At 73.5% G+C, this 26,231-nt stretch carries 24 protein-coding genes; 7 read left to right on the forward strand and 17 right to left on the reverse strand.

The features are described from left to right. Window positions 1-15 precede the first annotated feature (15 nt). The 3 genes from ACSURM_RS11205 to ACSURM_RS11215 form a co-directional block, all read right to left on the reverse strand. The gene (locus tag ACSURM_RS11205; RefSeq protein ID WP_436954863.1) at window positions 16-3,807 is read right to left on the reverse strand and encodes an AAA family ATPase; all 3,792 of its coding nucleotides are present in this window, start codon (window positions 3,805-3,807) and stop codon (window positions 16-18) included. Window positions 3,808-4,052: 245 nt separating this feature from the next. Next, a complete protein-coding gene (locus ACSURM_RS11210) occupies window positions 4,053-4,256 on the reverse strand; it encodes a hypothetical protein (protein ID WP_030612740.1) in 204 nt (67 codons plus the stop codon). A 379-nt stretch (window positions 4,257-4,635) separates the two neighbouring features. Further along, window positions 4,636-4,917 (reverse strand): acylphosphatase, encoded by a 282-nt coding sequence (locus tag ACSURM_RS11215; protein WP_359046102.1) that lies wholly within the window; start codon window positions 4,915-4,917, stop codon window positions 4,636-4,638. Window positions 4,918-5,076: 159 nt separating this feature from the next. Here ACSURM_RS11215 and ACSURM_RS11220 point away from each other — a divergent pair, with 159 nt between their 5' ends. Further along, the gene (locus ACSURM_RS11220; protein WP_436954864.1) at window positions 5,077-6,357 is read left to right on the forward strand and encodes a CAP domain-containing protein; all 1,281 of its coding nucleotides are present in this window, start codon (window positions 5,077-5,079) and stop codon (window positions 6,355-6,357) included. Between the two features lie 60 nt (window positions 6,358-6,417). Beyond that, window positions 6,418-6,813, forward strand: a complete 396-nt coding sequence (locus tag ACSURM_RS11225) for a winged helix-turn-helix transcriptional regulator (protein WP_030612730.1) — start codon at window positions 6,418-6,420, stop codon at window positions 6,811-6,813. Here ACSURM_RS11225 and mutM read toward each other — a convergent pair. The 8 genes from mutM to recG all read right to left on the reverse strand — a co-directional run bounded on the left by mutM (window position 6,786) and on the right by recG (window position 14,112). Continuing rightward, a complete protein-coding gene (gene mutM, locus ACSURM_RS11230; RefSeq protein WP_436954865.1) occupies window positions 6,786-7,646 on the reverse strand; it encodes a bifunctional DNA-formamidopyrimidine glycosylase/DNA-(apurinic or apyrimidinic site) lyase in 861 nt (286 codons plus the stop codon). The two genes, ACSURM_RS11225 and mutM, sit on opposite strands and share 28 nt — an antisense overlap. 101 nt (window positions 7,647-7,747) lie before the next feature. Then, entirely contained in the window at window positions 7,748-8,647 is a 900-nt protein-coding gene (rnc, locus tag ACSURM_RS11235) for a ribonuclease III (protein WP_436954866.1), read from the reverse strand. Window positions 8,648-8,666: 19 nt separating this feature from the next. Further along, a complete protein-coding gene (gene rpmF / locus ACSURM_RS11240) occupies window positions 8,667-8,840 on the reverse strand; it encodes a 50S ribosomal protein L32 (protein ID WP_003951102.1) in 174 nt (57 codons plus the stop codon). 2 nt (window positions 8,841-8,842) lie between these two features. Then, on the reverse strand, window positions 8,843-9,487 hold the full coding sequence (locus tag ACSURM_RS11245; protein ID WP_030612719.1) for a YceD family protein: 645 nt from the start codon (window positions 9,485-9,487) through the stop codon (window positions 8,843-8,845). Window positions 9,488-9,617: 130 nt separating this feature from the next. Continuing rightward, the gene (locus ACSURM_RS11250; RefSeq protein ID WP_436954867.1) at window positions 9,618-10,718 is read right to left on the reverse strand and encodes an ATP synthase F0 subunit B; all 1,101 of its coding nucleotides are present in this window, start codon (window positions 10,716-10,718) and stop codon (window positions 9,618-9,620) included. 57 nt (window positions 10,719-10,775) lie between these two features. After that, window positions 10,776-11,255 (reverse strand): pantetheine-phosphate adenylyltransferase, encoded by a 480-nt coding sequence (gene coaD / locus ACSURM_RS11255; protein WP_436961039.1) that lies wholly within the window; start codon window positions 11,253-11,255, stop codon window positions 10,776-10,778. Between the two features lie 26 nt (window positions 11,256-11,281). Then, window positions 11,282-11,869 (reverse strand): 16S rRNA (guanine(966)-N(2))-methyltransferase RsmD, encoded by a 588-nt coding sequence (gene rsmD / locus ACSURM_RS11260; RefSeq protein WP_359046089.1) that lies wholly within the window; start codon window positions 11,867-11,869, stop codon window positions 11,282-11,284. A 41-nt stretch (window positions 11,870-11,910) separates the two neighbouring features. Next, window positions 11,911-14,112, reverse strand: a complete 2,202-nt coding sequence (gene recG, locus ACSURM_RS11265) for an ATP-dependent DNA helicase RecG (RefSeq protein WP_436961041.1) — start codon at window positions 14,110-14,112, stop codon at window positions 11,911-11,913. Window positions 14,113-14,378: 266 nt separating this feature from the next. Between recG and ACSURM_RS11270 the strand changes: the two genes are divergently transcribed. Both ACSURM_RS11270 and ACSURM_RS11275 read left to right on the forward strand, forming a co-directional pair. Then, window positions 14,379-14,723: a hypothetical protein gene (locus ACSURM_RS11270; RefSeq protein ID WP_436954868.1), complete on the forward strand. Its 345-nt coding sequence runs from the start codon at window positions 14,379-14,381 to the stop codon at window positions 14,721-14,723. Then, window positions 14,720-17,992: a tetratricopeptide repeat protein gene (locus ACSURM_RS11275; protein WP_436954869.1), complete on the forward strand. Its 3,273-nt coding sequence runs from the start codon at window positions 14,720-14,722 to the stop codon at window positions 17,990-17,992. The genes ACSURM_RS11270 and ACSURM_RS11275 overlap by 4 nt, the downstream gene beginning before the upstream one ends. Window positions 17,993-18,057: 65 nt before the next feature. Here ACSURM_RS11275 and ACSURM_RS11280 read toward each other — a convergent pair whose 3' ends face one another. Further along, window positions 18,058-19,767 (reverse strand): DAK2 domain-containing protein, encoded by a 1,710-nt coding sequence (locus tag ACSURM_RS11280; protein ID WP_436954870.1) that lies wholly within the window; start codon window positions 19,765-19,767, stop codon window positions 18,058-18,060. A 258-nt stretch (window positions 19,768-20,025) separates the two neighbouring features. On the opposite strand from ACSURM_RS11280, the gene rpmB reads away from it, so the two are divergent. Beyond that, on the forward strand, window positions 20,026-20,211 hold the full coding sequence (gene rpmB / locus ACSURM_RS11285; protein ID WP_003993230.1) for a 50S ribosomal protein L28: 186 nt from the start codon (window positions 20,026-20,028) through the stop codon (window positions 20,209-20,211). Between the two features lie 105 nt (window positions 20,212-20,316). Here rpmB and thiD read toward each other — a convergent pair whose 3' ends face one another. Next, window positions 20,317-21,102, reverse strand: a complete 786-nt coding sequence (thiD, locus tag ACSURM_RS11290) for a bifunctional hydroxymethylpyrimidine kinase/phosphomethylpyrimidine kinase (RefSeq protein ID WP_436954871.1) — start codon at window positions 21,100-21,102, stop codon at window positions 20,317-20,319. Beyond that, the gene (locus ACSURM_RS11295) at window positions 21,099-22,064 is read right to left on the reverse strand and encodes a thiamine-phosphate kinase (RefSeq protein WP_436954872.1); all 966 of its coding nucleotides are present in this window, start codon (window positions 22,062-22,064) and stop codon (window positions 21,099-21,101) included. Before ACSURM_RS11295 ends, thiD begins: the two co-directional genes overlap by 4 nt. 267 nt (window positions 22,065-22,331) lie before the next feature. Here ACSURM_RS11295 and ACSURM_RS11300 point away from each other — a divergent pair, with 267 nt between their 5' ends. Then, window positions 22,332-22,565 (forward strand): Lrp/AsnC family transcriptional regulator, encoded by a 234-nt coding sequence (locus ACSURM_RS11300; protein ID WP_030612688.1) that lies wholly within the window; start codon window positions 22,332-22,334, stop codon window positions 22,563-22,565. A gap of 20 nt (window positions 22,566-22,585) precedes the next feature. Next, window positions 22,586-23,107: a DUF3515 domain-containing protein gene (locus ACSURM_RS11305; protein WP_436954873.1), complete on the forward strand. Its 522-nt coding sequence runs from the start codon at window positions 22,586-22,588 to the stop codon at window positions 23,105-23,107. A gap of 13 nt (window positions 23,108-23,120) precedes the next feature. On the opposite strand, the gene ACSURM_RS11310 is transcribed toward ACSURM_RS11305, so the two are convergent. The 3 genes from ACSURM_RS11310 to ACSURM_RS11320 form a co-directional block, all read right to left on the reverse strand. Continuing rightward, on the reverse strand, window positions 23,121-24,278 hold the full coding sequence (locus tag ACSURM_RS11310; RefSeq protein WP_359046078.1) for a D-alanine--D-alanine ligase family protein: 1,158 nt from the start codon (window positions 24,276-24,278) through the stop codon (window positions 23,121-23,123). A gap of 124 nt (window positions 24,279-24,402) precedes the next feature. Continuing rightward, window positions 24,403-25,413: an NAD(P)H-dependent glycerol-3-phosphate dehydrogenase gene (locus ACSURM_RS11315; protein WP_359046076.1), complete on the reverse strand. Its 1,011-nt coding sequence runs from the start codon at window positions 25,411-25,413 to the stop codon at window positions 24,403-24,405. Beyond that, complete coding sequence (locus ACSURM_RS11320) at window positions 25,410-26,192, reverse strand: lysophospholipid acyltransferase family protein (RefSeq protein WP_436954874.1); 783 nt, start codon at window positions 26,190-26,192, stop codon at window positions 25,410-25,412. The genes ACSURM_RS11315 and ACSURM_RS11320 overlap by 4 nt, the downstream gene beginning before the upstream one ends. Window positions 26,193-26,231: the final 39 nt, after the last annotated feature.

The following is a 26,231-nucleotide window of genomic DNA, read 5'->3' on the forward strand; positions in this document are numbered from 1 at the left end:
ACCCGGGAAAAGGGGCTAGCGCAACCGCTGGGAGATGACCTTGGAGACGCCGTCGCCCTGCATGGACACGCCGTAGAGCGCGTCGGCGACCTCCATCGTGCGCTTCTGGTGCGTGATCACGATCAGCTGCGAACTCTCCTGGAGCTCGCGCATGATCCCGATCAGCCGCTGGAGGTTGGTGTCGTCCAGCGCGGCCTCGACCTCGTCCATCACGTAGAACGGGCTCGGCCGGGCCTTGAAGATCGACACCAGCAGCGCCACCGCGGTCAGCGAGCGCTCGCCGCCCGACAGCAGGGAGAGCCGCTTGACCTTCTTGCCCGGCGGACGCGCCTCCACGTCCACGCCCGTGGCGAGCATGTCCGCGGGGTCGGTCAGCACCAGACGGCCCTCGCCGCCGGGGAACAGCCGGGCGAAGACGCCCTCGAACTCACGGGCGGTGTCCCGGAAGGCCTCGGTGAAGACCTGCTCGACGCGCTCGTCGACCTCCTTCACCACCTGGAGCAGGTCGGCGCGGGTCTTCTTCAGGTCCTCCAGCTGCTCGCCGAGGAACTTGTGCCGTTCCTCCAGCGCGGCGAACTCCTCCAGCGCCAGCGGGTTGACCTTGCCCAGCTGCTGGTACGCCCGCTCGGCCGCCTTGAGCCGCTTCTCCTGCTCGGCACGGTCGAAGGGACGGGGCCGGTTGCGCGGGTGCCCGGGGTCCTCGGGCAGCCGTTCGCCGTCGGCGGGGGGCGAGGGCGGCACCGGCTGGTGCGGCCCGTACTCGGCCACCAGTCCCTCCGGTTCGACACCCAGTTCCTCCAGCGCCTTCGCCTCCAGCTGCTCGATGCGCAGCCGTTTCTCGGCGCCGAGTACCTCGCCCCGGTGGACCGAATCCGTCAACTTGTCGAGTTCGGCCTTGAGTTCGCGGCCGGCCGTGCGGGCGGCGGCGAGCTCCCGCTCGCCCCGGGTCCTGGCGGCCTCGGCGGCGGCGCGCTCCTCCTCGGCGCGGGCGAGGGACACCTCCACGTGGGCGAGCAGCTGCCGGGCGCCGGAGGCGACGGCCCCGGCCACGGCCGCCTCGTGGCGCAGCCGGGCCCGGCGCCGCTCGGCACGCGCGCGTGCCTCGCGTTCGGCGCGGGCCGCCCGGTCGAGCGCGTCGGCGCGTCCGGCGAGTCCCTTGACCCGCTCCTCGTGGGTACGGACCTGGAGGCGGGCCTCCATCTCGGTCTGCCGGGCGTTGGCGCCGTCGGCGGCGAGCCGGTCCCGGACCGAGGTGTCCGGCTCCTCCTCCGCCGGTGTCTCCTCGGCCACGGCCAGCCGCTCGGCCAGCTCCTCGGCCTCCCGCACGGCCGCCTCCAGCGCCTCCTGCGCGCGGGCCGCCGCCGCGGCCGACCGCTCGGCCTCGCCGGCGGCGCCGCGGGCCTGGCCGGCCAGGCGGCCGAGCCGCTGGGCGACGGCCGACTTCTCCCGGTCGGCGGCGCGGCGCCGCTCGCCGAGCTCCTCCAAGAGGGTGGCGGACTCGGTACGGCGCTCGGCCGCCGCGCGCTGTGCCTCGGCCAGCTCCCGGCAGCGGACCTCCAGCTCGGCCAGTTCGGCAGCGGCCTCGTCCACGGAGGCTTGTACCTCCAGCAGGCTGGGGGCGCCCGCGGAGCCGCCGTGCGCGAGGTGCGCGCCAAGGAGGTCGCCTTCGGCGGTGACGGCGGTCAGGCCGGGGTGGGCGCGGACCAGGGTCTCGGCGTCGGCCAGGGTGTCGACCACGACGATGTCACGCAGGACGCGGCGGACGGCGGGCATGAGGTCGGCGGGGCCGTGGACGAGGGTGGCGGCGAAGAGGGGGCCGCCGGGGCGGGGGGCCGGGTCGCCGTTTTCGGGTGCGTCGTGGCTGGGCGCCGCGGTTCGGGGGGCCGGGTCGCCGTTGTCGGGTGCGGGAGCGTCGTGGCTGGGCGCGCCGTTCCCCGCGCCCCTTCGGGGCGCTGTCCCACCGTGGTCGAGTGCGGGAGCGTCGTGGCTGGGCGCCGCGGTTCGGGGGGCCGGGTCACCGTTGTCGGGTGCGGGAGCCTCGTGGTTGCTCGCGCCGTTCCCCGCGCCCCTTTGGGGCGCTTCTTCCGGGGCGCTCGTCAAGAGGAGGGTGGCTCGGCCGGCGTCCTGTTTGCGGAGGAGGGTGAGGGCCTCGGTCGCTGCCGCGGGGGTGGTGACGGCGAGGGCGTCGGCCGCCGTGCCGAAGGCCGCCGCCAGGGGGGTCTCGTAGCCCGGGGTGATCCTCAGGAGTTCCGCCGCGGGGCCGAGGATGCCGGTGAGGCGGTCGCGCGCGCCGAGCAGTATGCCGGTGCCGTCCTTGCGGCGCAGGCCGAGCGCCAGCGCCTCGTGGCGGGCCTGGGTCGCCGCGCGGGTGCGCTCGGCGGCGGTGAGGGCGTCGCGGGCCGTGCCCAGGGCCGCTTCCGCGTCGGCCAGCTCCCGCTTCGCGGCCTCGTGCCGCTCGGCCAGGTCGGCGTCGCCCGCGTCCAGGCCGTCGACCTCCGCGCGCAGGGCCTCGTACTCCTCCTGCGCGCGCTCCGCCCGCTCCCGCGCCTCGTCGCGGGCCGTGCCGAGCCGGTCGATCTCGGCCTCGGCGGAGGCGACGCGCGAGCGGGCCGCGTTGACCTGCCCGGAGAGGCGGGCCAGGCCCTCGCGGCGGTCCGCGATGGCGCGGGCGACATCCTTCAGCCGACGCTCCTCCACGGCCAGCTCGCGCTCCAACTCGGCGCGGTGCGCGACCGTGTCGTCAAGTGCCCGCCGTGCCGCTTCGAGGGCGGCCTCCAGCTCGGCCTCCTGGTCCCGGACGCGGGCGGCCTCGCGCTCCAGGTCCTCGGGGTCCCGGCCGTGCCGTTCCTCGGGCGGGGCGGAGGTGGCGCTCTTGACCCGGGCGTCGGCCAGCGAGATCGTCCCGCGGACGCGTTCGGCGAGCTGGGACAGCTCGTACCAGGTCTGCTGGGCGCGGGCCAGGCGCGGGGTGAGCCGGCGCACCTCGTCCTCCAGCAGGGCCTCCCGGTGCAGGGCCTGCTTCAGTTCCCGCTCGGCGGTGTCCTTGCGTTCCTTCAGCGCCGCCTCGTCGGCGATCTCCGCCTGGAGGGCCGCGCGCAGCCGTACCAGGTCGTCGGCGAGCAACCGCAGCCGGGCGTCGCGGAGGTCGGCCTGGATGACGGCGGCCCGGCGGGCCACCGCCGCCTGCCGGCCCAGGGGCTTGAGCTGGCGGCGCAGTTCGTCGGTGAGGTCCTGCACGCGCGCGAGGTTGGCCCGCATCGCGTCCAGCTTGCGGAGCGCCTTCTCCTTGCGCTTGCGGTGCTTGAGGACGCCGGCCGCCTCCTCGATGAAGGCGCGGCGGCCCATGGGGTCGGCGTGCAGGACGGAGTCGAGCTGGCCCTGGCCGACGATGACGTGCATCTCGCGGCCGATGCCGGAGTCGGAGAGAAGTTCCTGGATGTCCAGCAGACGGCAGGTGTCGCCGTTGATCTGGTACTCGCTGCCGCCGTTGCGGAACATCGTCCGCGTGATGGTGACCTCGGCGTACTCGATGGGCAGGGCGCCGTCGGAGTTGTCGATGGTCAGGGACACCTCGGCGCGGCCGAGCGGCGGGCGGCCGGTGGTGCCGGCGAAGATGACGTCCTCCATCTTGCCGCCGCGCAGCGACTTGGCGCCCTGTTCGCCCATGACCCAGCTGAGCGCGTCCACGACATTGGACTTGCCCGAGCCGTTCGGGCCGACGACACACGTGATCCCCGGTTCGAACCGGAGCGTGGTCGCCGAGGCGAACGACTTGAAGCCGCGCAGGGTCAGGGCCTTGAGGTGCACGCCCCTGGACTCTACCCGCCGCTCCCGGCCCGGCCGACGAACCCCCGCCGCCGCGCGGTTTCGTCATTGACCACGCAGGGCACACCAGGTGTTAAAGAAGGTGAAAGGATGCGGGGGTAAAGAACGAAGGGACGCCGAAGCGTCCCTTGCAACTCTGACGACTGGATCGCAGCCGTCCGATCAACTGAGCGGTTGATACGGGCAACCCGATCGCTGTCTCTGCTGTTGTGGAGCTGATGCAGCGATCAGGTGAGCGCAGGCTCCGCCTGGTGTGCGTCGATGCTCTCCATGATCCTCTCCTGAGAGGCGGCAGCCGTCAGCGCTTCGTTCTCGGCCTGGATCCGTCCGAGCTCGGACTCCAGGTCCTGTACACGCTGCTGCAGCCGTCGCATCTCGGCGAGGAGTCGAGGGTCGGAGCCGCCGACGTAACCGAGAAGCGCCTTTGCCATGATGGATGGTCCTCCACAATGAGTGACCGACCGATGCGGTGTGGGTCGTGAGGGATTCGCACCCGCGTGCTTGGCACATCCGGGTGTTGCTCTGCTGTTGTTCCATGCCAAACAGCTAAGGTGCGCGGGGCTTTCAGCGTCTCACCAAAAAGTTTGACGGTCAACACGATCACGCCCCGTATTGGAGGGCAACCCGGGGCGCACGGCCGTGGACACGGCGGTGCTGCGGCTCTCCGGGGCCCTCAGGGCGTGGCGACCAGCAGTACCTGCGGAGCCTGCCATGCCCCGCCCGCCTTGGCAACCACCAGGGCGTTTTCACTCCCGACGGGCGCCAGCGGCGCCCCCCGGCGGCCCGGCCGAGGGGCGCGGCGGGGTCGGATCAGCGGATGGCGAAGCCGTCGTAGCCGCCGCGCGGTGTGTCCCAGATCTCTGTCACACCGTCCACACGGCCGGGCGTGTCGGCGCCCTGGAGCCAGTCCAGCAGGCCCTCGCAGCCCTCGCGCGGCCCCTCCGCGACCACCTGGACCCGTCCGTCGGCCAGATTGAGAGCAAAACCACTCAACCCGCCGATCTCCAGCGCCCTGGCCCGCGTGAACCAGCGGAATCCCACGCCCTGCACGTGCCCACGCACCCAGGCGACCAGTCGTACGTCCTCGCTCATGGGTGCAACCTAACCGGCCGGTACCGCTCGGGACACATCGCGCCCCGGCGACATCGGGTACCGTCCGAACCCGGTGAATCGTGGCTGAAACCCACTCGAAGGAGTGGAGTGAACCGGCCACACGTACGAGGCACGCGTACGAGGAAGAGAGCAAGGATCATGGGACGCCACCGACGCTCCGCCGCCGGAAGCGACGACCCTCGGCACGCGCCCGCGCACCCGCCCTCCGGGGAACGCCCGGTCCCCTCGGACATCGGGCCGTACCCGGCCCCGGACGCCTACGCCGAGGCCACCCAGAAGGCGCAGGCCTATCTGTTCGCCACGGACGACGAGCCGGCACCGGCCGCGCCCGGCTCCGGGGACGCGGAAGACAAGGGGACCGGTGGCGACCGCCGGTGGAGCAAGGCCGTACGTCCGGTGCGCGCCGCTCTGCTCGGGGTGTCCGTGGCCGTCGTCCTCGGTACGGCCGCCGTGGGCTCCGGCGCGGTGCCGGGTCTGGAGCACTACCGGCTCGGCGGCGGTACGCACGCCACCGGCGGCGAGCGGACGGGGGCCGGGCCCTCCCCGCGGAACACGGCGAGCGGGCAGGGCGGCACCTCGGGCGGTGTCGGCGACGGCGGCGGTGCCTCGGTGGGTTCCGGCGACGGCGGCGGCGACCGGCCCGCCCGGTCGTCGAGCCCGTCCCCCTCCGGCACCGTCTCCGCCTCGGAGCCGTCCCCCTCCCGCACCGTTTCCGACTCGGAGCCGGCGCCCGCCGCACCGGCCCCGGCGCGGACGGCCACCGGGAAGCCGTCACCGCAGTCCGGTCCCCACAAGACACAAGGACCCGGGCGGACCAAGCCTGCCGGGCCGGACCGAACGCCCGGGTCGGCCAAGCCGTCCGCGTCCGGCACCCCGGCCGAGCCCGCGCCCGAACCCCAGCCGAGTAGGCCCGAGTCCAGCGCCAAGCCCACCGAGCCGAAGACCACCCCGTCCCGCACGGCGACTCCTTCGGCGACTCCCTCTCGTACGCCCGGAACCCCGGCCCCTGCTCCCTCCTCCCCCGCGGACACCGTGGCGCGGGAGGCCGCCGTCGAGGCGGAGGTGCTGAAGCTGGTCAACGACGAGCGGGCGAAGGCCGGGCTCGGCGCGCTCGCGGCGAACTCCGCGCTGACCGGGCTGGCCGAGGCGTTCAGCGACGACATGGCGGCGCGGGGCTTCTTCGCGCACACCGACCCGGACGGCAGGACGCCGTGGGACCGGGCGGCGCGGGCCGGGGTCACCGGTCTCGGCGCGGAGAACATCGGCCGCGGCCAGGCGGACGCGGCGGCCGTGCTGGCGGCCTGGATGGACAGCCCCGAGAATCGCGCCAACATCCTGAACCCCGGCTTCACGGCCGTCGGCGCGGGTGTCCACCTCGGTCCGGGCGGCCCTTGGTGGACGCTGGAGTTCGGAACCTGAGCACTAACCATCAGTTAGTGCAATCTGGTGGTAAGCGCTGCGCGGACGTACCCTTGGGTCATGACGGCCACCACCCAGGACCACGACGACCTCGCGTACAACGTCTTCGCCAAGGCCTGCCCGTCGCGCGGCACGCTGGAGCACGTCACGGGCCGCTGGGGCGGGCTGACGCTCGGCGCGCTGTACGAGGGGTCGCTGCGCTTCAACGAGCTGCGCCGGCGCGTCGACGGGGTGAGCGAGAAGATGCTCTCCCAGACCCTGCACGCGCTGGAGCGGGACGGCCTGGTGCACCGCGAGGCGCAGCCGACGAACCCGCCGCGCGTGGACTACGAGCTGACGCCGCTGGGCCGCCGGGTCGCCGAGCGGCTGCTGGCGCTCATCCACTGTGTGGAGGGCGCGATGGACGATGTCCTCGCCGCCCGCGCGCGCTACGACGAGACGCGCGGCGCCCTCTGACACTTGGGGCAGAAATAGCTGGACCGGTTCATCCAGGGGCGGCGCCGCATGGGGGTGCCGCACCGCTTGCACGGCAGTCCCTCGCGGCCGTACGCGTCCAGGGACCGGTCGAAGTAGCCGGACTCGCCGTTGACGTTGACGTACAGGCTGTCGAAGCTGGTGCCGCCGACGGCGAGGGCCGCGTTCATCACGTCGCGGACGTGGCCGAGGAGTTCCGCCGTGACAGGGCGGGTGAAGTTCGCCGTCGGGCGTTCGTAGTGGACGCGGGCGCGCCACAGGGCCTCGTCCGCGTAGATGTTGCCGACGCCGCTGATCAGCGACTGGTCCAGCAGGGCCCGCTTGATCGTGGTCCGCTTGCGGCGCAGCGCCTGGTGGAATGCCTCGTCATCGAAGAGCGGGTCCAGCGGGTCGCGGGCGATGTGCGCGATGACGTCGGGCAGGCCGTCGGCGGTGTTGTCGTGCAGCGACAGCCCGCCGAAGGTGCGCTGGTCCACGAAGCGGAGTTCGGTGCCGAGCCGGTCGGCGAACCGGACCCGGATGCGCAGGTGCTTCTCGTCCGGCGCGTCATGGGGCTGCACCAGCAGCTGCCCGCTCATGCCGAGGTGGGCCAGGACGGACTGGTCGGTCTCCTCCAGCGGCAGCCACAGGTACTTGCCGCGCCGCCGGGGCGTGCCGATGTGGTGGCCCTTGAGCCGGTGCGCGAAGTCGTCGGGGCCGGCGAGGTGCCGGCGGACGGCGCGCGGGTGCAGCACCTCGGTGTCGGCGACGGTGCGGTGGGCGACCCAGCGCTCCAGGCCGCGCCGGACGACCTCGACCTCGGGCAACTCGGGCATCGTGACCCCCCGTGAGAACCGTACGGACCGGTGGACGGTACGAGCGCCCGCACCGGCGTGGACGGCCGGGCGGGCGCTCGGGTGCTGCTGGTACTGCTCGGTCAGGCGGTGGCGGAGGACGGGTCGGCGTCCTTGACGGACTCCCCGGCCGCCTTCACGGCCGCGTCGGCCGTCTCGCGGACCGGTTCCCCGGCCGGCTTGCCGGCTTCGTCGGCCGTCTCGCGGACGGGCTCCTCGGCGGCTTCCTCGGCCGCCTTGGCGCGTTCGTCCGCGGCGGCCCGGATGGACCGCCAGGCGGACTCGGCGGCCTGCTGCTCCGCCTCCTTCTTGCTGCGGCCGGTGCCGGTGCCGTACGAGACGCCTCCGACGCGGGCGGCAGCAGTGAAGGTCTTCTCGTGGTCGGGGCCGGTCTCCGTGACCAGGTACTCGGGCACGCCGAGTCCTTCGGTCGCGGTGAGCTCCTGGAGGGAGGTCTTCCAGTCCAGGCCGGCTCCGAGGTTGGAGGACTTCTCGATCAGCGGGTCGAACAGGCGGTGCACCAGTTCGGAGGCCGCGTCGAGGCCCTGGTCGAGATAGACCGCGCCGATCACCGCTTCAAGGGTGTCGGCGAGGATGGACGCCTTGTCCCGGCCGCCCGTGCCCTCTTCACCCCGGCCGAGCCGGATGAAGGCGCCCAGGTCCAGACCACGGCCGACCTCCGCCAGCGCACGCGAGTTGACCACCGCGGCCCGCAACTTGGCCAGCTGGCCTTCGGGCAGGTCGGGGTGGGTGCGGTACAGCGTGTCCGTGACGACGAGGCCGAGCACGGAGTCCCCGAGGAACTCCAGCCGCTCGTTCGTCGGCAGACCGCCGTTCTCGTACGCGTAGGAACGGTGGGTCAGCGCACGCACCAGAAGGGCGGACTCGACCTGGTAGCCGAGCCGCCCTTCCAGAAGCGTGTGGGACGAGGCCTGCGGACTACCCCCGCGCTGGCGGGGACTAGCTGCTTTCGCGTCAGTCATCGGGCCTCTCACCAGCCGCTCAGACTTCGAGGACCTGGCGCTTGTTGTAGGTGCCGCAAGACGGGCACGCGATGTGCTGCTGCTTGGGCTCGTGGCAGCGCTCGCACGCAACCAGGGTGGGGACCGCAGCCTTCCACTGCGACCGGCGGTGGCGCGTGTTGCTGCGCGACATCTTCCGCTTCGGAACAGCCACGGCTACTTCTCCTGCTTCTCGTCGACGCCCGCTTCGGCGCCGCTCATCTCGTCCTTCTCGCCGTCCGTCATGGTGCCGGCGAGTCCCTGCAAAGCCGCCCAACGGATGTCGACGGCGTCATGGTGGTGGTCCGGGTCGTCCGCGAGCCGCACTCCGCACTCGGAGCACAGGCCCGGGCAGTCGTCCTGGCACACCGGCTGCATCGGCAGTGCGAGCACCACCGCATCGCGCAGCAGAGGTTCGAGGTCGATCAAGCCGTCCTCGATGAAGAGCCTGCCCTCGTCGTCCTCGGCGTCGTCGCCCGGTTCCGCGATCACACGGCCCCGGTCGTCGGCGTCAGGGTACGAGAACATCTCCTGGAAGTCCGCTTCGAGCTCCAGCCCGACCGGCTCCAGACACCTTACGCACTCCCCCTCGGCCGTTGCACGGGCGGTGCCTGTGACAAGCACCCCTTCCATGACCGACTCCAGGCGGAGGTCGAGTTCCACCGGGCTGCCTTCCGGCACTCCGATGACTCCCTGGATGCCGAGATCCCGGGGAGCGTCGATCTCGCGGGTCAGGCGCTGCAGCGCGCCAGGACGCCGACCCAGCTCGTGCGTGTCGATCACGAGGGGGTTGCGGTGGTCGAGGCGGGCGTTGGGAGCCATTCCTGCTTTCGATCTGCGAACTCGGAGGGACGCGGCCCGGCGGTGTCCCCGGGCAGCGTTGATCGCGGGCATGCGCGACCGAACAGCCAGGATACTGGACCTTTCGCTCAGCGCCCAATCCGGTCCCCGGCTACAGGCCCCGGCCCTGCTCGTACGCCCGCAGCTGCTCCGCGCTGATCATGCTGGTGTCGAAGAGGCTGGTCTCGTCCAGGGCGTAGCCCTGCTGGGGCTGGTCCTGCCGGGAGTGGCCCTGCGGCTGGTGGGTCTGCTGGGGCTGGTGGTGGGTCTGCTGGGCGCCGTAGCCCTGGTAGCCGTAGGGATCGGCCTGTCCATAGCCGTACGGGTCCTGGGCCGGCGGGTACTCCGGCTGCTGCGGGAAGCCCCCGTACGGGTCCGGCTGCTCGGCGGGGGCGCCTTCCGCCGGGCCGTAGCCGGCGGCGGGGGCGTAGGCGGGCCGGGGATCGTAGGCGGGCCGGGCCGGCGCGGGCTGCCGCCGGTCCGCGCGGTCGTCGTCCGCGAGGGCCGCGAGGTCGGCGAGGTAGTCGGCGTCGCTGGAGTGCTGGAAGGTCGTGGTGTCGTCGGCGAGCGCGCCGAGGTCGTCGGTGGCGATCCGGCCGTGCAGCTTCTGCCGGCCCCGGCCGACGGCCTCCAGGGTCTTGGCGAGGACCGCCTCGAAGGCGCCGAGCTTGGCGTCCACGTAGGCGTCGGCGTCGCGGCGCAGGGTCTCCGGGTCGTGGCTGCGCTCGGGGGCGTCCTCGTCGGCGTAGCCCTGCTCGTCCAGGCCGGGACCGGTGCCGAGGAGCTTCTCGCGGCCCCGGCCGACGGAGCCGAGGGTCTTGGTGAGGACGACCTCGAAGTTGGCGAGCTTGGAGTCCACGTAGTCGTCGGCCTCGGCGCGGATCTCCTCGGCGTCCTTGCGGGCCTCGGCCAGGATCCGGTCGGCCTCGGCCTGGGCTCGGCGGGCGATCTCGGTCCCGGAGACGAGCGAGCCGCGCTCGGCGTGCGCGCTCTCGATGATCCGCTCGGCCTCCTGCCGGGCCTGCTCGACCAGCTGCTCACGGTCGCCGATCAGTTCCCGCGCCTGGGCGAGGGAGCCGGGCAGCGCCTGGCGCACCTCTTCGAGCAGCGCGAGCAGCTCGGCGCGGTTGACCACGCAGGACGCCGACATGGGCATGGACCGGGCGCCGGAGACCGTGGAGACGATCTCGTCGAGCTTCTTCTGCACGTCCACCTGTGCTCGCCACTCTCTACAGCCGGTTCGGAGACGGACGGGACGACTGTAGCCCCATCAGTCCCTGGCGAGGCGCTCGTTCAGCGCCTCCAGCACCTGCGGGGGCACCAGGTGGGAGACGTCCCCGCCCCAGGCGGCGACCTCCTTGACGAGGGAGGAGGACAGGAAGCTGTAGGTGGGGTTGGTGGGCACGAACAGCGTCTCGACGCCGGTGAGGCCGTTGTTCATCTGGGCCATCTGGAGTTCGTAGTCGAAGTCGCTGACGGCGCGCAGGCCCTTGACGATGGCGGGGATGTCGCGCTGCTTGCAGAAGTCCACGAGGAGGCCGTGGAAGGACTCGACGCGGACGTTGGCGTATTCGGCGGTGACCTCGCGGATCAGCCGGATCCGCTGGTCGATCTCGAACAGGCCCTTCTTGGACTTGTTGATCATCACCGCGACGTACACCTCGTCGTACAGACGGGAGGCTCGGGCGATGATGTCGAGATGTCCGTTGGTGATCGGGTCGAACGACCCGGGACAGACGGCGCGGCGCACTTGTGATCCCTCGCTCTCCGGTCCGGTCATCGTGCGTCTTCGCACGTAGAGGCGGCGCGACCGTACCAAAACGTTCCCTCGCCGTAGCGACGGGACCGGATCGCCTCGAAGCCGTCCGGCCAGTGGAATTCGCCGCCTCTGGTGCTGCGCTCCACGGTGACGAGCGCTTGCTCGGCGAGCCAGCCCTCCGAGTGGAGTGTGAGCAGAATCTCCCGAAGATCGCGATCCGTGACGGCGTACGGCGGGTCGAGGAAGACGAGGTCGTACGGCTCGGCGGGGGGTGCGGTGCGGATGACTTGCTCCGCTTTGCCCGCCCGCACCTCGGCGCCGGGCAGGCCCAGGTTCCGCACGTTCTCACGGACGGTCCGCGCCGCGCGGGCGTCGGCCTCGACCAGCAGGGTGTGGCCCGCGCCCCGGGACAGGGCCTCCAGGCCCACGGCGCCCGAGCCGGCGTAGAGGTCGAGGACGCGTTCGCCGTCGAGGGGTCCGCCGAGCAGGGACTGCCAGGTGGAGAAGAGACCTTCGCGGGCGCGGTCGGAGGTGGGGCGAGTGCCGGTGCCCGGGGGCACCGCCAGGCGACGTCCGCCGGCTGCGCCGGCGATCACGCGGGTCATCTTCGGTCCTTGGTCGTGGGTCGGTTCAGGTCCAGTGTGGCTCACCCCTTTTCCAGGTACTGCTCCCGCTCCTCGTCCAGCAGGGCGTCCAGGGCCGTGCGCAGGCCCGGAAGGCGCTCCAGTTCCGGGTCGGCCGCCACGACCGCCGCGGCCTCCGCCCTCGCCTCCGCGATGACCTCCTCGTCCTCGATGACCGCCAGGACCCGCAGGCTGGAGCGGGCGCCGGACTGGGCCTGGCCCAGGACGTCGCCCTCGCGGCGCTGTTCGAGGTCGATGCGGGACAGCTCGAAGCCGTCGAGCGTGGCGGCGACCGCGTTCAGCCGCTGGCGGGCCGGGCTCGCCTCGGGCATCTCGGTGACCAGCAGGCACAGGCCGGGGGCGGAGCCGCGGCCGACCCGGCCGCGCAGCTGGTGGAGCTGGGAGACGCCGAAGCGGTCGGCGTCCATGATGACCATGGCCGTGGCGTTCGGGACGTTGACGCCGACCTCGATGACGGTGGTGGCCACCAGGACGTCGGTCTCGCCGGCCGCGAAGCGGCGCATCACGGCGTCCTTGTCGTCGGGGTGCATACGGCCGTGCAGGACCTCCACCTTGAGGCCCTCGAGGGGGCCGCGGCCCAGTTCCCCGGCCACGTCGAGCACGGCCAGCGGGGGCCGCTTCTCCTCGCCCTCGGCGGGCTTCTTGCCGGCCTTCTTCGGGTCGTCCTCCTCGTCGCCGATGCGCGGACAGACCACGTACGCCTGGTGGCCGGTCTCGACCTCCTCGCGGACCCGCTCCCAGGCGCGGGCGAGGAAGTGCGGTTTGTCGGCGGCCGGGACGACGTGGCTGGCGATCGGGGAGCGGCCGGCCGGGAGCTGGTCCAGCACGGAGGTCTCCAGGTCGCCGAAGACCGTCATGGCGACCGTGCGCGGGATGGGGGTGGCCGTCATGACGAGCAGGTGCGGGGGCTGCTTGCCCTTGCCGCGCAGGGCGTCGCGCTGTTCCACGCCGAAGCGGTGCTGTTCGTCCACCACGACCAGGCCGAGGTCGTGGAACCGCACCTTGTCCTCGATCAGGGCGTGGGTGCCGATGACGATGCCGGCCTCGCCGGTGGCCAGGTCGAGCAGGGCGCGGCGGCGCGCCGCCGCGCCCATCGAGCCGGTGAGCAGCACCACCTTGGTGGCGTGCTCGGCGCCGCCCAGCGTGCCCCCTTCGGCCAGTTCGCCCATCATCTCGGTGACGGAGCGGTGGTGCTGCTGGGCGAGCACCTCGGTGGGCGCGAGCATGGCCGCCTGCCCGCCCGCGTCGACGACGGCGAGCATGGCGCGCAGGGCCACCAAAGTCTTCCCCGAGCCGACCTCGCCCTGGAGCAGGCGGTGCATGGGGTGGGGGGTGGCGAGGTCGTCGAAGATCTCGCGGGAGACCTTGCGCTGGCCCTCGGTGAGGGTGAAGGGCAGGCGGTCGTCGAAGGCCGCGAGGAGGCCGTCCGGACCGGCGACGCGGGGCACGGCGGGCAGGTGGGTCTCGGCGTGCCGGCGGCGGGCCAGGGCGACCTGGAGGACGAACGCCTCGTCCCACTTCAGGCGGGCGCGGGCGTCGGCGATGTCGGCCTTGGTGTGCGGCTGGTGGATCTTGAGGAGGGCCTCGGGGAGCGGGAGCAGGCCGCGGCCGGCGCGCAGCGGGTCCGGGAGCGGGTCGAGGGCCTCCTGGGCGCTGGGCAGTACCGTCTGGACCGCCTTGCCGATCTTCCAGGACTCCAGTTTGGCGGTCGCGGGGTAGATCGGGATCAGGGCGCCGGCCCAGGACTCGACGGCCTCGTCACCGTCGCCGCGCAGCAACTCGTAGGCCGGGTGGGCGAGCTGGAGGCGGCGGTTGAAGACGGAGACCTTGCCGGCGAACAGCGCGCGGGTGCCTGGCAGCAGTTCCTTGTGGGGCTTGTGCACGCCGTTGCCGAAGAAGACGAGCTGGAGCCGGCCGCTGCCGTCCGTGATCGTGACCTCCAGGCGCTGGCCCTTGCCCCGGGGGGCCTTGGCCGAGGCGAAGCTGTGCAGCCGGGCGTCGGCGACCTGGGCGACCACCGTGACGTGCTCGTCCATGGGGAGGTCGGCGAGGTGGGTGAGCTGGCCGCGCTCCTCGTATCTGCGCGGGTAGTGGTGCAGCAGATCGCCGACGGTGTGCAGGCCGAGGTGCTCGGCCATCACCTTCGCGGTGGCGGGGCCGAGCACCTTCTTGAGCGGTTCTTGCAGTGCGGGCACGCCATCAATTGCACACCACGGCACTGACAATGCCGTAGACCACACCCCGCGCCGCCCGGCCGGGATGCCGTAAACGTCGGGGAAACTCCTGGTCAGGCGCGCTGATCGGGGCCTAGGATGGCGCGCTCAAGGCCATCCTTCGCGGTCACCGCCCCGCCGGGACCGCCCGACCCCGCGCCGCCCCGTACGCCCCTCGCGGCGCAGTGACGATGGATTCCCACAGCCCACAGGCATCCCCAGCACCCCAGCCGCCCCGCGACCCCCTGACGAACGCCGTGGCCGCCGTCACCGCCCGGCGGGCCGCCGGGCCGGTCGCCCCGGCCCGGGTGCGGCCGTGCGCGGCCGGGGAACGCGCCGACGGCCCGCGGGCAGGCATGCTGGACTCACCGCGCGGCAGCGCCCCGCGCACGCGTCCGGTGCCGAACCGGCCGAACCCGCTGGTACGGAACACCGGTTCACCCGGCGGTCCGGAGCCGGGCGGCACCGCGACCGGGGCGCTGTACGGGCAGGCGCCGCCGAGGGCGCGGCGCCCGCTGCGGCCGGCCGGCTCGGCGCCGCTCGACCGGGCGTTCATCGGGCTGCTCGGACGGGCGACCCGCGGGGAGGGGGACGGACGATGAGTGAGATCACGGACATCGACGCGCTGCGTCAGGCGCTGGCGGAGAACTCCGAGCGGCCGGAGGGTCCGGCCCGCAACGCGCGCGCGGAGGAGCTGCTCGCCGAGGCGGAGCGGCTGGACGTCCCGCTCGCCGTGATCGAGGCGCTCGGACACCAGCTGAAGGTCTGCAACCACAGCTCCGAGAAGGACAAGATGTTCGCCCCGTTCGCGCGGCTGCTGCGCATGTGGGACGAACGGCCCGAGGACTTCGACGCGTCCGAGACGCATTCGCTGCACTGGGCCTTCAAGTGGATGTCGGCGGGCATGCTGGACCAGCCGCACGTCCCGCTCGCCTCGATCGAGAAGTGGCTGGGCGAGATGGAGCGCCGCTACCGGCTCGCCGGGCACTCCGAACGGGCGGTCCGCGCCGCCGAGTTCAGCGTGGCCGCGCACGTCGGGGACATTCCGCGCGCGCGGCGGGCGTACGCCGCGTGGCTGGCCGCCGACCGGGACCGGATGGCCGACTGCCCCGCCTGCGAGCTGCGCGCGCAGGGCGTCTGGCAGGTCCGGTGCGGCCGGGACGCCGAGGCGCTGCGGCTGTGGCGGCCGGTGCTGGAGGGCGAGTTCGCCTGCGCGCACGAGCCGCACTCCGTGCTGGCCTCCTCGCTGGCCCCGCTGCTGCGGCTCGGCCGGGTGGACGAGGCCCGCGCACACCATCTGCGCGGTTTCCGGCTGGTGCGCCCGATGGAGAGCATGCGGGGCGCGTACGCCGACCACGTCGAGTTCTGCGCGCTGAGCGGGAACGAGGCACGCGGCCTGGAGCTGCTGGCCGGGCGGCCGGCGTACTTCACCGACAGCGGGCATCCGCGCAGCAGGCTCGACTTCCTGGCCGTGGTGGCGCTGCTGATGGACCGGCTGACCGAGCGGGGGCTGGGCGGGCAGCCGGTGCCGGGGCCGGCCGGGCGGAGCTGGACCGCGCGGGAACTCGGCGCGCACGCGCGCGTGGAGGCGACGGAGCTCGCCGCGCGGTTCGACCGCCGCAACGGCACGTTCGCCGTCGGCGACCGGGTCCGGGCGCGGATGGACCAGCGCCCGCTGGTGGACCGGCTGCCGCTGGGCGTACGCGCGGCACGGCCCGCCGTGGCGCCACCGGCCGTGCCCCCGGCCACCGAGGCCCCGGAGGCCCTCGGACTGCCCGCGCTGCTCGCCGAGGCACGGCGGCAGTCGGGGACCCTGCGCCCGCACGCGCTCCAGGCGTGGGCGGCGGTGGCCCGGGCCGCCCGGGACGCCGAGCTGGAGCCCCGCGACCGAGCGGAGATCGCCGACCACGAGGCGATGGCCCGCGGCCCCGAGGGGCTCCCCCTCTTCGAGCGTGCGGCACGGCTGTACGCGGAGGCGGGCGACCCCGGCGAGGCATTGGCGGCACGCGCGCGTGCGGCGTACGTCCGCGCCCTCGCGGGCGAGGTCGAGCCGGCCCTGACCACGGTGACCCGGCTGTACGACGAGGTGCTCGCCCTGTACGCCGACGAGGGCACGGGAGTACGGCAGACGGCGTCGGTGGCGATGAGCCGGGCCCGCGTCCTGATGCGCCGCGTCCACGCGACGGCCGAGGGGGGCACCGGGGGCTTGGACCTCGGGGACGCGGAAGGTCTCGGTGCCGAGGGCGCCGGGGGTGCCAGGGGTGCCGAGGGGAACACCGGCGGGCCCGCCCTGGGCGCCGTGGAGACCGGCGCGGACGGCGGGCAGGACACCGCGGACGCCCGGACCCCCGGCACGGACGACCGGCGGGAGGCGGCGGAAGCCTGGATGCCCGGTGACGGTGCGCAGGACGGGGCCGGCACGTGGGCGGGCGGTGCGGACGGTCGTGGCGCCGGGGCCGGTACCGGTGCCGGTGTCCGCCGTCCCCGTACGGATCTCGCGCGGACGGCCGCCGACGCCGAGGCGGCCGTGCGGGAGGTGCTGGCGCTCGTCGAGGGGCGCGACGAGGGCGACGTACGGCTGGCGGCGCGGGCCGCCGAGGCGCGGGGAATGCTCGCCGAGCTGGCCGGGATGACCGGGGACGCGCGTCGGGCGGCCGAGCTGTTCCGGCGGTCCGCCGACGAGTACGTGGCCGCCGGGCTGCCGTGGTTCGCCGTGGAGTACGAGGTCCAGGTCGCCGCCCTCGCCCACCAGGCCGGTGACCTCACCGGCGCCGAACGCGCGCTGCGCTCGGCGCTGGACCACGGCGGCCCGTACGTGGAGCCGGTCGGGCGGGCCCAGCTGCACCTCCAGCTCGCCGAGGTGCTCGGCGCCCTGGACGCGCCCGCCGAGGCCGCCGGGCACGCGCTGGAGTCCGCGCACTGGGCCGACGAGGCGGGCGAGGGCGCCGCCCTGGGCGCCTGGGCCCGGCAGCAGCTGGGCGGGTTCCTGCTGCGCCGGGGCCGGTACGCCGAGGCCGCCGAGGTGCTTCGGTCCGCGCTGGCCGACCTGAGCCCCGGCACGCACGGCGACGAGGCGGTGGTCCAGGCCCGCTGGTGGCTCGGGGACTGCCTGGGCGAGCTGGGCGAGCACCGGGCCGCCGCCGAGGAGCGGCTCGGGGCCGCCGAGCTGGCCCGGCACTGGCCCGATCAGCAGGACCACGCCACGCTCGCCCACCTCGCCGCCGAGTCGCTGGGCAACGCCGGTCTCGCGGCGGAGGCGGACCGGGCCTACGCGCGCGCGGGCGGCCTGTGGCGGGCGCTCGGCAACGCCCCGTTCCTGGTCCGCTCGCTGCGCGCCCGCGCCTGGCTGGCGCTCGGCGGGGAGGCCGGGGCGGCACCGGCCCGGGCGCTGATGACGGAGGCGGTGCGCGAGTGCGAGACGGCGCTGGCGGCGGCCCGGGGCGCGGACCGGACGGAACTGGCCACGGAACTGGGCGGCACGTACCGGCAGTTCGCGGAGCTGCTGGCCCGCTCGGCGTCCGAGGAGGCCGAGGACGCGGCGATCCGGGCCGCGTTCGAGGCGGCGCTGGAGCAGATGACCCGGGCCGTGGCGGTGTTCACCACGCTCGGTGCCGCCGGGCTGCACGGCCGTACCGGCGCCGAACTGGGCGCGGGCTGGCTGGAGGCCGACCTCGGCCGTCCGGAGCGGGCGGCCGCACGCGCGCGTGCGGTGCTCGCGGTCTACGAGGGCGCCGACGACGGGGACGAGACGGTCCGGGCACGGCGTGCGGAGGCGGCCCAGATGCTCCAGGCGGCACGGGAGGGACAGGAAGGACAGGAGGGACAGGAGGGACAGGTGGGCCGCGAGGGACCGGTCACGGAACAGGACTGAGCCCCCACCACCCGGCCCTCGGCCGCCCACCGCTCACGCCACGCCGCCGCGCCGGCACCCACCGCTCACTCCACGCCGATGAGCAGCAGCGCCCCTTGCCGGCCGCCGTGGTACACCACCGTGTCCACGGCCAGGTAGGACTCCCGTACCCGAGCCTCCAGGTGCGCGGCGACGGTCTCCGGGGCCTCGTCGCCGACGACCAGGGTGACCAGTTCGCCGCCGGACTGGAGCATGCGGTCCAGGACGGTGCGGGCGGTGGCGGTGACGTCCGTGCCGATCACCGCGACGTCGCCGTCGATGAGGCCGAGCACGTCTCCGGCCTGGCAGATGCCGGCCGTGGTCCAGGACTGGCGTTCGGCCACGACGACCTCGGCGTACCGGGTGGCGCCCGCCGCCGCGGTCATCTGGACCACGTCCTCGTCGAACCGGCGCCGCGGCTCGTGCACCGCGAGCGCGGCGATGCCCTGGACCGCCGAGCGGGTCGGGATCAGGGCCACCCGGACGCCCTCGGTACGGGCCTGCTCGGCCGCGACGGCGGCCGTGTGGCGCAGCTCGGCGTCGTTGGGCAGCAGGACGACCTCGTGGGCGTGGGCCCGCCGTACCGCCTGCACCAGCTCCCCGCTGGCGGGCGGCTCCCCGGGGCGCGCGAGGACGGTGGTCGCGCCGGCCTCGCCGTACAGCCCGGCCAGCCCCTCCCCTGGTACGACGGCGACGACCGCCCGCTGGACAGGTGCGCCGGACGGGCGTTCCCGGCCGGGGTGCGGCTCGCCGTGCCCGAAGTGCGTGATCCGGATCCGGTAGGGCCGCCCGGCCTCCACGCCGGCCTCCACGGCGGCGCCGGCGTCGTCGACGTGCACATGGACGTTCCACAGTCCGTCGCCGCCGACCACGACCAGGGAGTCCCCGAGGGCGTCGAGCCGCGCGCGCAGCCGGGCCACGGCCGTGTCGTCGGCCTCCAGCAGGTAGATCACCTCGAAGGCGGGTCCCCCGTTCCCGCCCCGGTCGCCTTCGGCCTCACCCGGGCAGGCCGGTTCCGTGTCACGACCGGCGGCGCCCGCCCCGGCGGTCCCGGCACCGGAAGCACCCCCCGCGCTCCCCTTGGTCTCCCGTACCGCCTCCCCCGTGACCGCCTCCACCAGCGCCCCGAGCACCGTCACCAGGCCCCGGCCGCCCGCGTCGACCACCCCGGCCCGCCGCAGCACGCCCAACTGGTCCGGGGTCGCCGCCAGGGCCGCCCGCGCGCCCTCGTAGGCGGCGCGCGCGACCCTCCGGCAGTCGTCCCCGGCCCCCTCGGCCGCGTCGGCGGCGGCCGAGGCGACCGTCAGCACCGTGCCCTCGACGGGGTGCGCCACGGCCTGCCGGGCGGAGTCGGCGGCCCGGCGCAGGGCCAACCGCAGCGCGGGGCCGTCGGCGCGGGCGGCGGCGGAGTCCTCACCGGCCTCGGCGAGCACCTGGGCCATGCCCCGCAGCAGCTGCGCCAGGATCGTGCCGGAGTTGCCCCGGGCCCCGATCAGCGCGCCGTGGGCCATCGCGCGGGCCGCGTCGCCGAGGGACGGCTCCGCGCGGCCGGTCTCGTACCCGGCGAACACCGCCTCCACGGCCGTGGCCGCCGACTCCAGGGTGAGGTACAGATTGGTCCCGGTGTCGCCGTCGGCCACCGGGTAGACGTTGATCGCGTCGATCTCCTCCCGGGCCCGGCCCAGCGCCCGCAGCGCCAGGGAACACCAGGTACGCACCGCGAGAGCATCGAAGAATGTCTGCGGCACCTGCGCCACCTGCGCCTCCCTGACCCGGCCGTACGTCGGACGCAGCGTAGACCCCGGACCGGTGTCCTCCGGAAGCGGGCCGGGAGCGGGAGCCTGATCAGCCATGGTAGTTTCGTTGTACTGGCGCAGCCGTTGTATGCTGCTCCGGTTGCCCGATCCTGATCGGGCCATTCCCCTGGCAACGCCACTCAGATCTCAATTCCTGGGATCTTGATCCCGGCATGCCGGGATCAACCGTAAGTGCATCTGAAGTCTTTGGAGTGACCCGTGGCTGCCAACTGCGACGTCTGCGGCAAGGGGCCGGGCTTCGGCAACAACATCTCGCACTCGCACCGCCGTACGTCCCGCCGCTGGAACCCGAACATCCAGCGTGTGCGTACCGTGGTCGGCGGGACGCCGAAGCGCGTGAACGCTTGCACCTCGTGCATCAAGGCCGGCAAGGTCTCGCGCTGACGCTACAGCTGAGCGCGCGGCCACTGCCTGGTTCGCTGCACGGAGCCGGTCCACCTCACGGTGGGCCGGCTTTTTGCCGTACCCGTGCGCTCCCCGCGTGCGAGCTCAGCTCCTGAACCGCCACCCGTGATCCACCGGCCCGATCCCGGCGCCGAGGGCGAACCCGGCGGCGATCGCCCCGGTGACGTACTCCTTGGCCGCCATGACCGCCTCCGGTACGGACTTCCCCAGGGCCAGCCCGCAGGCGATCGCGGAGGCGAGGGTGCAGCCGGTGCCGTGGGTGTGCCGGTTGTCGTGCCGGGGAGCACGCAGCAGGTGCTCCTCGGAGCCGTCGGTGAGCAGGTCCACGGCGTCCCCGGGCAGGTGCCCGCCCTTGATCAGCACCCAGCGCGGCCCGTGGGCCAGCACGGCGGCCGCGGCCCGGCGCAGATCCGCCTCGGACTCCACCCGCACCCCCGTGAGTTGCGCCACCTCGTCCAGGTTGGGCGTGGCCACGGTCGCCGCGGGCAGCAGCTTGGTGCGGACGGCGTCCAGCGCGGAGGCGGCGAGCAGCGCGTCGCCGTGCTTGGAGACGCCCACCGGGTCCACCACGGCCGGCGCGTCCGTGCCGGAGATCAACTCGGCGACCGTCTCGACCAGTTCCGCGGAGGCCAGCATGCCGGTCTTCACGGCCTGGACTCCGATGTCGTCCACGACACTGCGGTACTGGGCCCGGACCGCCGCCGCGGGCAGTTCCCAGGCACCCTGGACGCCCAGCGAGTTCTGCGCGGTCACCGCGGTGAGCACGCTCATGCCGTGCACGCCGTGCGCCATCATCGTCTTCAGGTCGGCCTGGATCCCCGCCCCGCCGCCGGAGTCGGAGCCCGCCACCGTGAGCACCCTGGTGATCATGACTCGATGTCCCCGAAGTGGTCCCAGCCGCCCTTGCTGGTCCAGGGCGCCCCGTCGACCGTCACCTGGGGCAGCGCGGAGGGGTTGAGGACCTCGCCGATGACCTTCCAGCGGGCCGGGAGCTTGACGTCGGGCGGGAAGGTGGCGACGATCGCGTGGTCCTCTCCCCCGGTCAGCACCCATTGCAGCGGGTCCACGCCCACGGCCTGGCCGATGTCGTGCATCTGCGTGGGCATGTCGATCGCGCCGGAGCGGATGTCGATGCGGACCTTGCTGGCCTCGGCGATGTGCCCGAGGTCGGCGATCAGGCCGTCGCTCACGTCGCACATCGCGGTGGCGCCGAGCGCGGCGGCGGCCGGGCCCGCGTGGTACGGCGGTTCGGGGCGCCGGTGCGCCTCCACGAAGGCGCGCGGGGAGCGGAAGCCGCGGACGAGCACCGCGTACCCGGCCGCGGACCAGCCCAGCCAGCCGGTGACGGCCACCAGGTCACCGGGCTGGGCGCCGGCCCGGGTGACGGGCTCGTGGTTGCGCAGGTCGCCGAGCGCGGTGATCGACACCATGATGGTGTCGCCGCGTACGACGTCCCCGCCGACCACGGAGGCGCCGGCGACCTGGCACTCGTCGCGCAGGCCGTCCATCAGCTCGGTGGGCCAGGTGACCGGCAGTTCGGCGGGGACGACCAGGCCGAGCAGCAGCGCGGTGGGGACGGCGCCCATCGCGGCGATGTCGGCGAGGTTCTGCGCGGCGGCCTTGCGGCCCACGTCGTAGGCGGTGGACCAGTCGCGGCGGAAGTGCCGGCCCTCCAGCAGGATGTCGGTGCTCGCCACCACCCGGCGGTCGGGCGCGGCGACCACCGCGGCGTCGTCGCCGGGGCCGACCCGGACCGCCGGTGTACTGGTGAGACGGGAGGTGAGCTCCCTGATGAGCCCGAACTCCCCGAGCTCACCAACAGTGCCCTTCATGTCCCTGGTCCCCTTCTCTCCCATGCCGTGCCCGGTCGCGCGTCTTCAGTGTCCCCGATACGGTCGAGGTGTCCGTCGTCGCGGTCGCCCCGGCCGCCGACGCGGCCGCGGTGACCGTCGGTACGGTCCAGGTGACCGTCAACGTCCGCCATGGCCGCGCCTCACCGCGCGAGCCCGCGTTCCGGAGGTCTCCCCGCGGGACGCGGTGACGCGATACCGTGGCGTTCCTTTTCCCCACATGATCCTCGTGGCCGCCCTGGAGGTTCCGTGGTACAGGCGTACATCCTGATCCAGACGGAGGTCGGCAAGGCGTCGACCGTCGCCGAGACGATCAGCAAGCTCCCTGGAGTGATCCAGGCCGAGGACGTGACGGGTCCGTACGACGTGATCGTGCGCGCCCAGGCCGACACGGTCGACGAACTCGGCCGCATGGTGGTCGCGAAAGTCCAGCAAGTGGACGGCATCACGCGCACCCTGACCTGCCCGGTCGTACATCTGTAGCCCCCGTCTACGCTTGGCCGGTGAACATCTTCCGTCACCGGCCTCCCGGCCTGCTCGCAGTGGCCCTGCTCGTCGCGGTCGCGGGCTGCTCCGCGGCGGACGACAGCGGCACCGTGGCGGTGCCCACCCCGGACGCGCGGACCGCCCCGCTCTGCCGGGACCTGGACAAGGCGCTGCCACGGAAGGTGGGCGGACAGCCCCGCCGGGACCCGGAGCCCCCGTCCGCCTACACGGCGGCCTGGGGAAGCCCGGCGATCATACTGCGCTGCGGCGTTCCCCGGCCGCCCAAGATGGTCGATCCGAAGGTGGCCCTCGGGCAGGATCCGAACGCGATCGCCGGCGGGGTCGACGGCGTCGACTGGCTGATGGAGAAGCAGGACGACGGGACGTGGCGGTTCACCACGTCCGAGCGGCGCGCCTATGTGCAGGTGACCCTGCCGGAGAAGCAGTCCGGGCCGGACGACAGCGCGCGGGTGCTGACGGACCTGGCGGCGGCCGTGAAGAAGGCGATCCCGAAGGGGATCGCCTCCATGCGGCACTGATCCGGCGGCGGGCTCAGCGCAGTCCGGTCGGGCGGCGCAGCGCCGCCCGCACCAGGCGGTCGACCAGCTCCGGGTAGCTCACGCCCGTCGCCTGCCACATCTGCGGGTACATCGAGATCGGCGTGAAACCGGGCATGGTGTTGATCTCGTTGATCACGAACTCGCCGTCCTCGGTGAGGAAGAAGTCCGCGCGGACCAGGCCCTCGCAGGAGGTCGCCTCGAACGCCTCGACCGCGAGCCGCCGCACCTCGGCGGTCTGCTCCTCGGTGAGCGGGGCCGGGACGACGCCGGGCGTGGAGTCGATGTACTTGGCCTCGAAGTCGTAGTAGGCGTGCGCGTCCGGCGGCGGGATCTCGGCCGGGACGGAGGCGCGCGGGCCGTCCTCGAACTCCAGGACGCCGCACTCGATCTCCCGGCCCCGTACGGCGGCCTCGACCAGGATCTTCGGGTCGTGGCGCTGCGCCTCCGCGATGGCCTCGTCCAGCCCGGCCAGGCCGTCGACCTTGGTGATGCCGATGGAGGAGCCCGCGCGGGCCGGTTTCACGAACAGCGGCCAGCCGTGCTCGCCGGCGAAGTCGACGATCCGCTTGCGGGCGGCGGACTCGTCCAGGGCCCACTCGCGGGGGCGGATCACCAGGTACGGGCCGACCTTGAGCCCGTAGGAGGCGAGGATCCGCTTCATGTACTCCTTGTCCTGGCCGACGGCCGAGGCGAGCACGCCCGAGCCGACGTAGGGCACCCCGGACAACTCCAGCAGGCCCTGGAGGGTGCCGTCCTCGCCGTAGGGGCCGTGCAGCACCGGGAAGACGACGTCGACCTCGCCGAGCGCCTTGGGCACCGAGCCGGGCTCGCTGTAGACGACCTCGCGGCTGGTGGGGTCGACGGGGAGCACCACGCCGCCCTCGTGCTCCTCCGCGAGGTCGGCGACCTCGGGGGTGCGGCGGTCGGCGATGGCCATCCGCTCCGGTTCGTCGGCGGTGAGCACCCAACGGCCCTCCCGCGTGATGCCGATCGGCAGGACGTCGTACTTCGTCCGGTCGATGGCGGTGAGGACCGCGCCGGCGGTGACCATGGAGATCCCGTGTTCGGAGCTGCGCCCGCCGAACACGACGGCCACGCGCGGCTTGCGCGCCGGCTGCTCGGGGCTCTGGGGAAGGTTCTCGGTGCTCATATCGCGTTGAGAGTACCTGGAGGTAGACGGCAAGTCAGCGCGCGCTCCCGGGCCGTCGCTCAGCGTCGCACGGATGGTCGCGGAGCGTCGCGGACGGCCCGGCGGGGGGCGTGGCGGGCCGGTTTCAGCGCCGTTCGGGCTTGGCGCTGCGCGCCATCAGCTCCTTGAGCGCGGCGACCGGCGACTTGCCCTCGTGCACGATCTCCACGACCGTCTCGGTGATGGGCATGTCGACACCGTGCCGGCGGGCCAGATCCAGCACGGACTCGCAGGACTTGACGCCCTCGGCGGTCTGCTTGGTGACGGCGATGGTCTCCTGGAGGGTCATGCCCTTGCCGAGGTTGGTGCCGAAGGTGTGGTTGCGGGACAGCGGCGAGGAGCAGGTGGCCACCAGGTCGCCCAGGCCCGCGAGTCCGGAGAAGGTCAGCGGGTCGGCGCCCATCGCCAGGCCGAGCCGGGTGGTCTCGGCGAGGCCGCGGGTGATGAGCGAGCCCTTGGCGTTGTCGCCGAGCCCCATGCCGTCGGCGATGCCGACCGCGAGACCGATGACGTTCTTGACCGCGCCGGCGAGTTCGCAGCCGACCACGTCGGTGTTGGTGTACGGCCGGAAGTACGGCGTGTGGCAGGCGGCCTGGAGCCGCTGGGCGACCCGCTCGTCGGTGCAGGCCACGACGGCCAGGGCGGGCATGCGGGCGGCGATCTCGCGGGCCAGGTTGGGTCCGGTGACGACCGCGATCCGGTCGGCGCCGACCTTGGCGACGTCCTCGACGACCTCGCTCATCCGCATGGTGGAGCCGAGTTCGACGCCCTTCATCAGGGAGACGAGGACGGTGTCCGGGGCCAGCCGCGGGGACCATTCGGCGAGGTTCTCGCGCAGCGTCTGGGAGGGGATCGCGAGCACGGTGAAGTCCGCGCCGGCGAGCGCCTCGGCGGCGTCGGCGGTGGCGCGCAGGTTCTCCGGGAGTTCCACGCCGGGCAGGTAGTCGGGGTTGGTCCGGGTGGAGTTGACCGCCTCGGCCAGCCGGGGCCGGCGGGCCCACAGGGTCACGTCACAGCCGGCGTCGGCGAGCACCATGCCGAAGGCGGTGCCCCACGAACCGGTGCCCATGACGGCCGCCCGCACAGGCTTGCTCACTTGGTCTGCCCTTCCGTCTGCCTGCTCCGCGCCTGTGCCTGTGCCTGCGCCTGGGTGCGGCGCCGCTGCTCGATCCGCTCGCGGCGCGGGTCGTACGGCGTCTCGGGAGCCTTCTCGCCGCGGATGTCCTCCAGCAGCCGGGTGATCGCCGCCATGATGACCTCGGTGGCCTCCTTCAGCACCTCCGGGGTCATCTCCTTGCCGTAGAAACGGGAGAGGTCCACGGGCGGGCCGGCCAAGACGCGGTGCGTCTTGCGCGGGAAGAGGTTCGGCTTCTTGGCGTAAGGCGGCAGCAGTTCGTTGGCGCCCCACTGGGCGACCGGGATGACCGGGCACCTGGTCTGCAGGGCGACCCGGGCGGCGCCGGTCTTGCCGGTCATGGGCCAGCCGTCCGGGTCCCGGGTGAGGGTGCCCTCGGGGTAGAAGGCGACGCACTCGCCCCGCTCTACGGCGTCGATGGCGGCCCGGAAGGCGCTGAGCGCGTCCGTGGACTCGCGGTAGACGGGGATCTGTCCGGTGCCGCGCATGGCGGCGCCGACCAATCCCTTCTTGAAAAGGCCGCTCTTCGCCAGGAATCGCGGAACCCGTCCGGTGTTGTACTGATAGTGCGCGTATGCGAAGGGGTCCACGTGGGAATTGTGGTTCACCACGGTGATAAATCCGCCCTCGGCCGGAATGTGCTCCATTCCACGCCAGTCCCGCTTGATCAGAACCACCAGCGGCGGTTTGCAGATCACCGCGGCGAAGCGGTACCAGAAGCCGATTCTGCGGCGGGGCACAAGGACACCTTCCTCTAGGACTGCCACCCCGGCGGGGGT

It is taken from the genome of Streptomyces sp. SudanB182_2057 (genome assembly GCF_964272715.1).
GTDB lineage: Bacteria > Actinomycetota > Actinomycetes > Streptomycetales > Streptomycetaceae > Streptomyces > Streptomyces rubradiris.

Excerpts from the sequence above, each read along its gene's own strand:
- ACSURM_RS11275 (WP_436954869.1), top strand. The coding sequence starts at position 14,720 with ATGAGTGAGATCACGGACATCGACGCGCTGCGTCAGGCGCTGGCGGAG.
- rnc (WP_436954866.1), bottom strand. The coding sequence starts at position 8,647 with ATGACTGACGCGAAAGCAGCTAGTCCCCGCCAGCGCGGGGGTAGTCCG.
- ACSURM_RS11310 (WP_359046078.1), bottom strand. The coding sequence starts at position 24,278 with ATGAGCACCGAGAACCTTCCCCAGAGCCCCGAGCAGCCGGCGCGCAAG.
- ACSURM_RS11245 (WP_030612719.1), bottom strand. The coding sequence starts at position 9,487 with ATGGCTCCCAACGCCCGCCTCGACCACCGCAACCCCCTCGTGATCGAC.
- ACSURM_RS11220 (WP_436954864.1), top strand. The coding sequence starts at position 5,077 with ATGGGACGCCACCGACGCTCCGCCGCCGGAAGCGACGACCCTCGGCAC.
- ACSURM_RS11210 (WP_030612740.1), bottom strand. The coding sequence starts at position 4,256 with ATGGCAAAGGCGCTTCTCGGTTACGTCGGCGGCTCCGACCCTCGACTC.
- thiD (WP_436954871.1), bottom strand. The coding sequence starts at position 21,102 with ATGATCACCAGGGTGCTCACGGTGGCGGGCTCCGACTCCGGCGGCGGG.
- ACSURM_RS11225 (WP_030612730.1), top strand. The coding sequence starts at position 6,418 with ATGACGGCCACCACCCAGGACCACGACGACCTCGCGTACAACGTCTTC.
- ACSURM_RS11215 (WP_359046102.1), bottom strand. The coding sequence starts at position 4,917 with ATGAGCGAGGACGTACGACTGGTCGCCTGGGTGCGTGGGCACGTGCAG.
- rsmD (WP_359046089.1), bottom strand. The coding sequence starts at position 11,869 with ATGACCCGCGTGATCGCCGGCGCAGCCGGCGGACGTCGCCTGGCGGTG.
- ACSURM_RS11295 (WP_436954872.1), bottom strand. The coding sequence starts at position 22,064 with ATGAAGGGCACTGTTGGTGAGCTCGGGGAGTTCGGGCTCATCAGGGAG.
- mutM (WP_436954865.1), bottom strand. The coding sequence starts at position 7,646 with ATGCCCGAGTTGCCCGAGGTCGAGGTCGTCCGGCGCGGCCTGGAGCGC.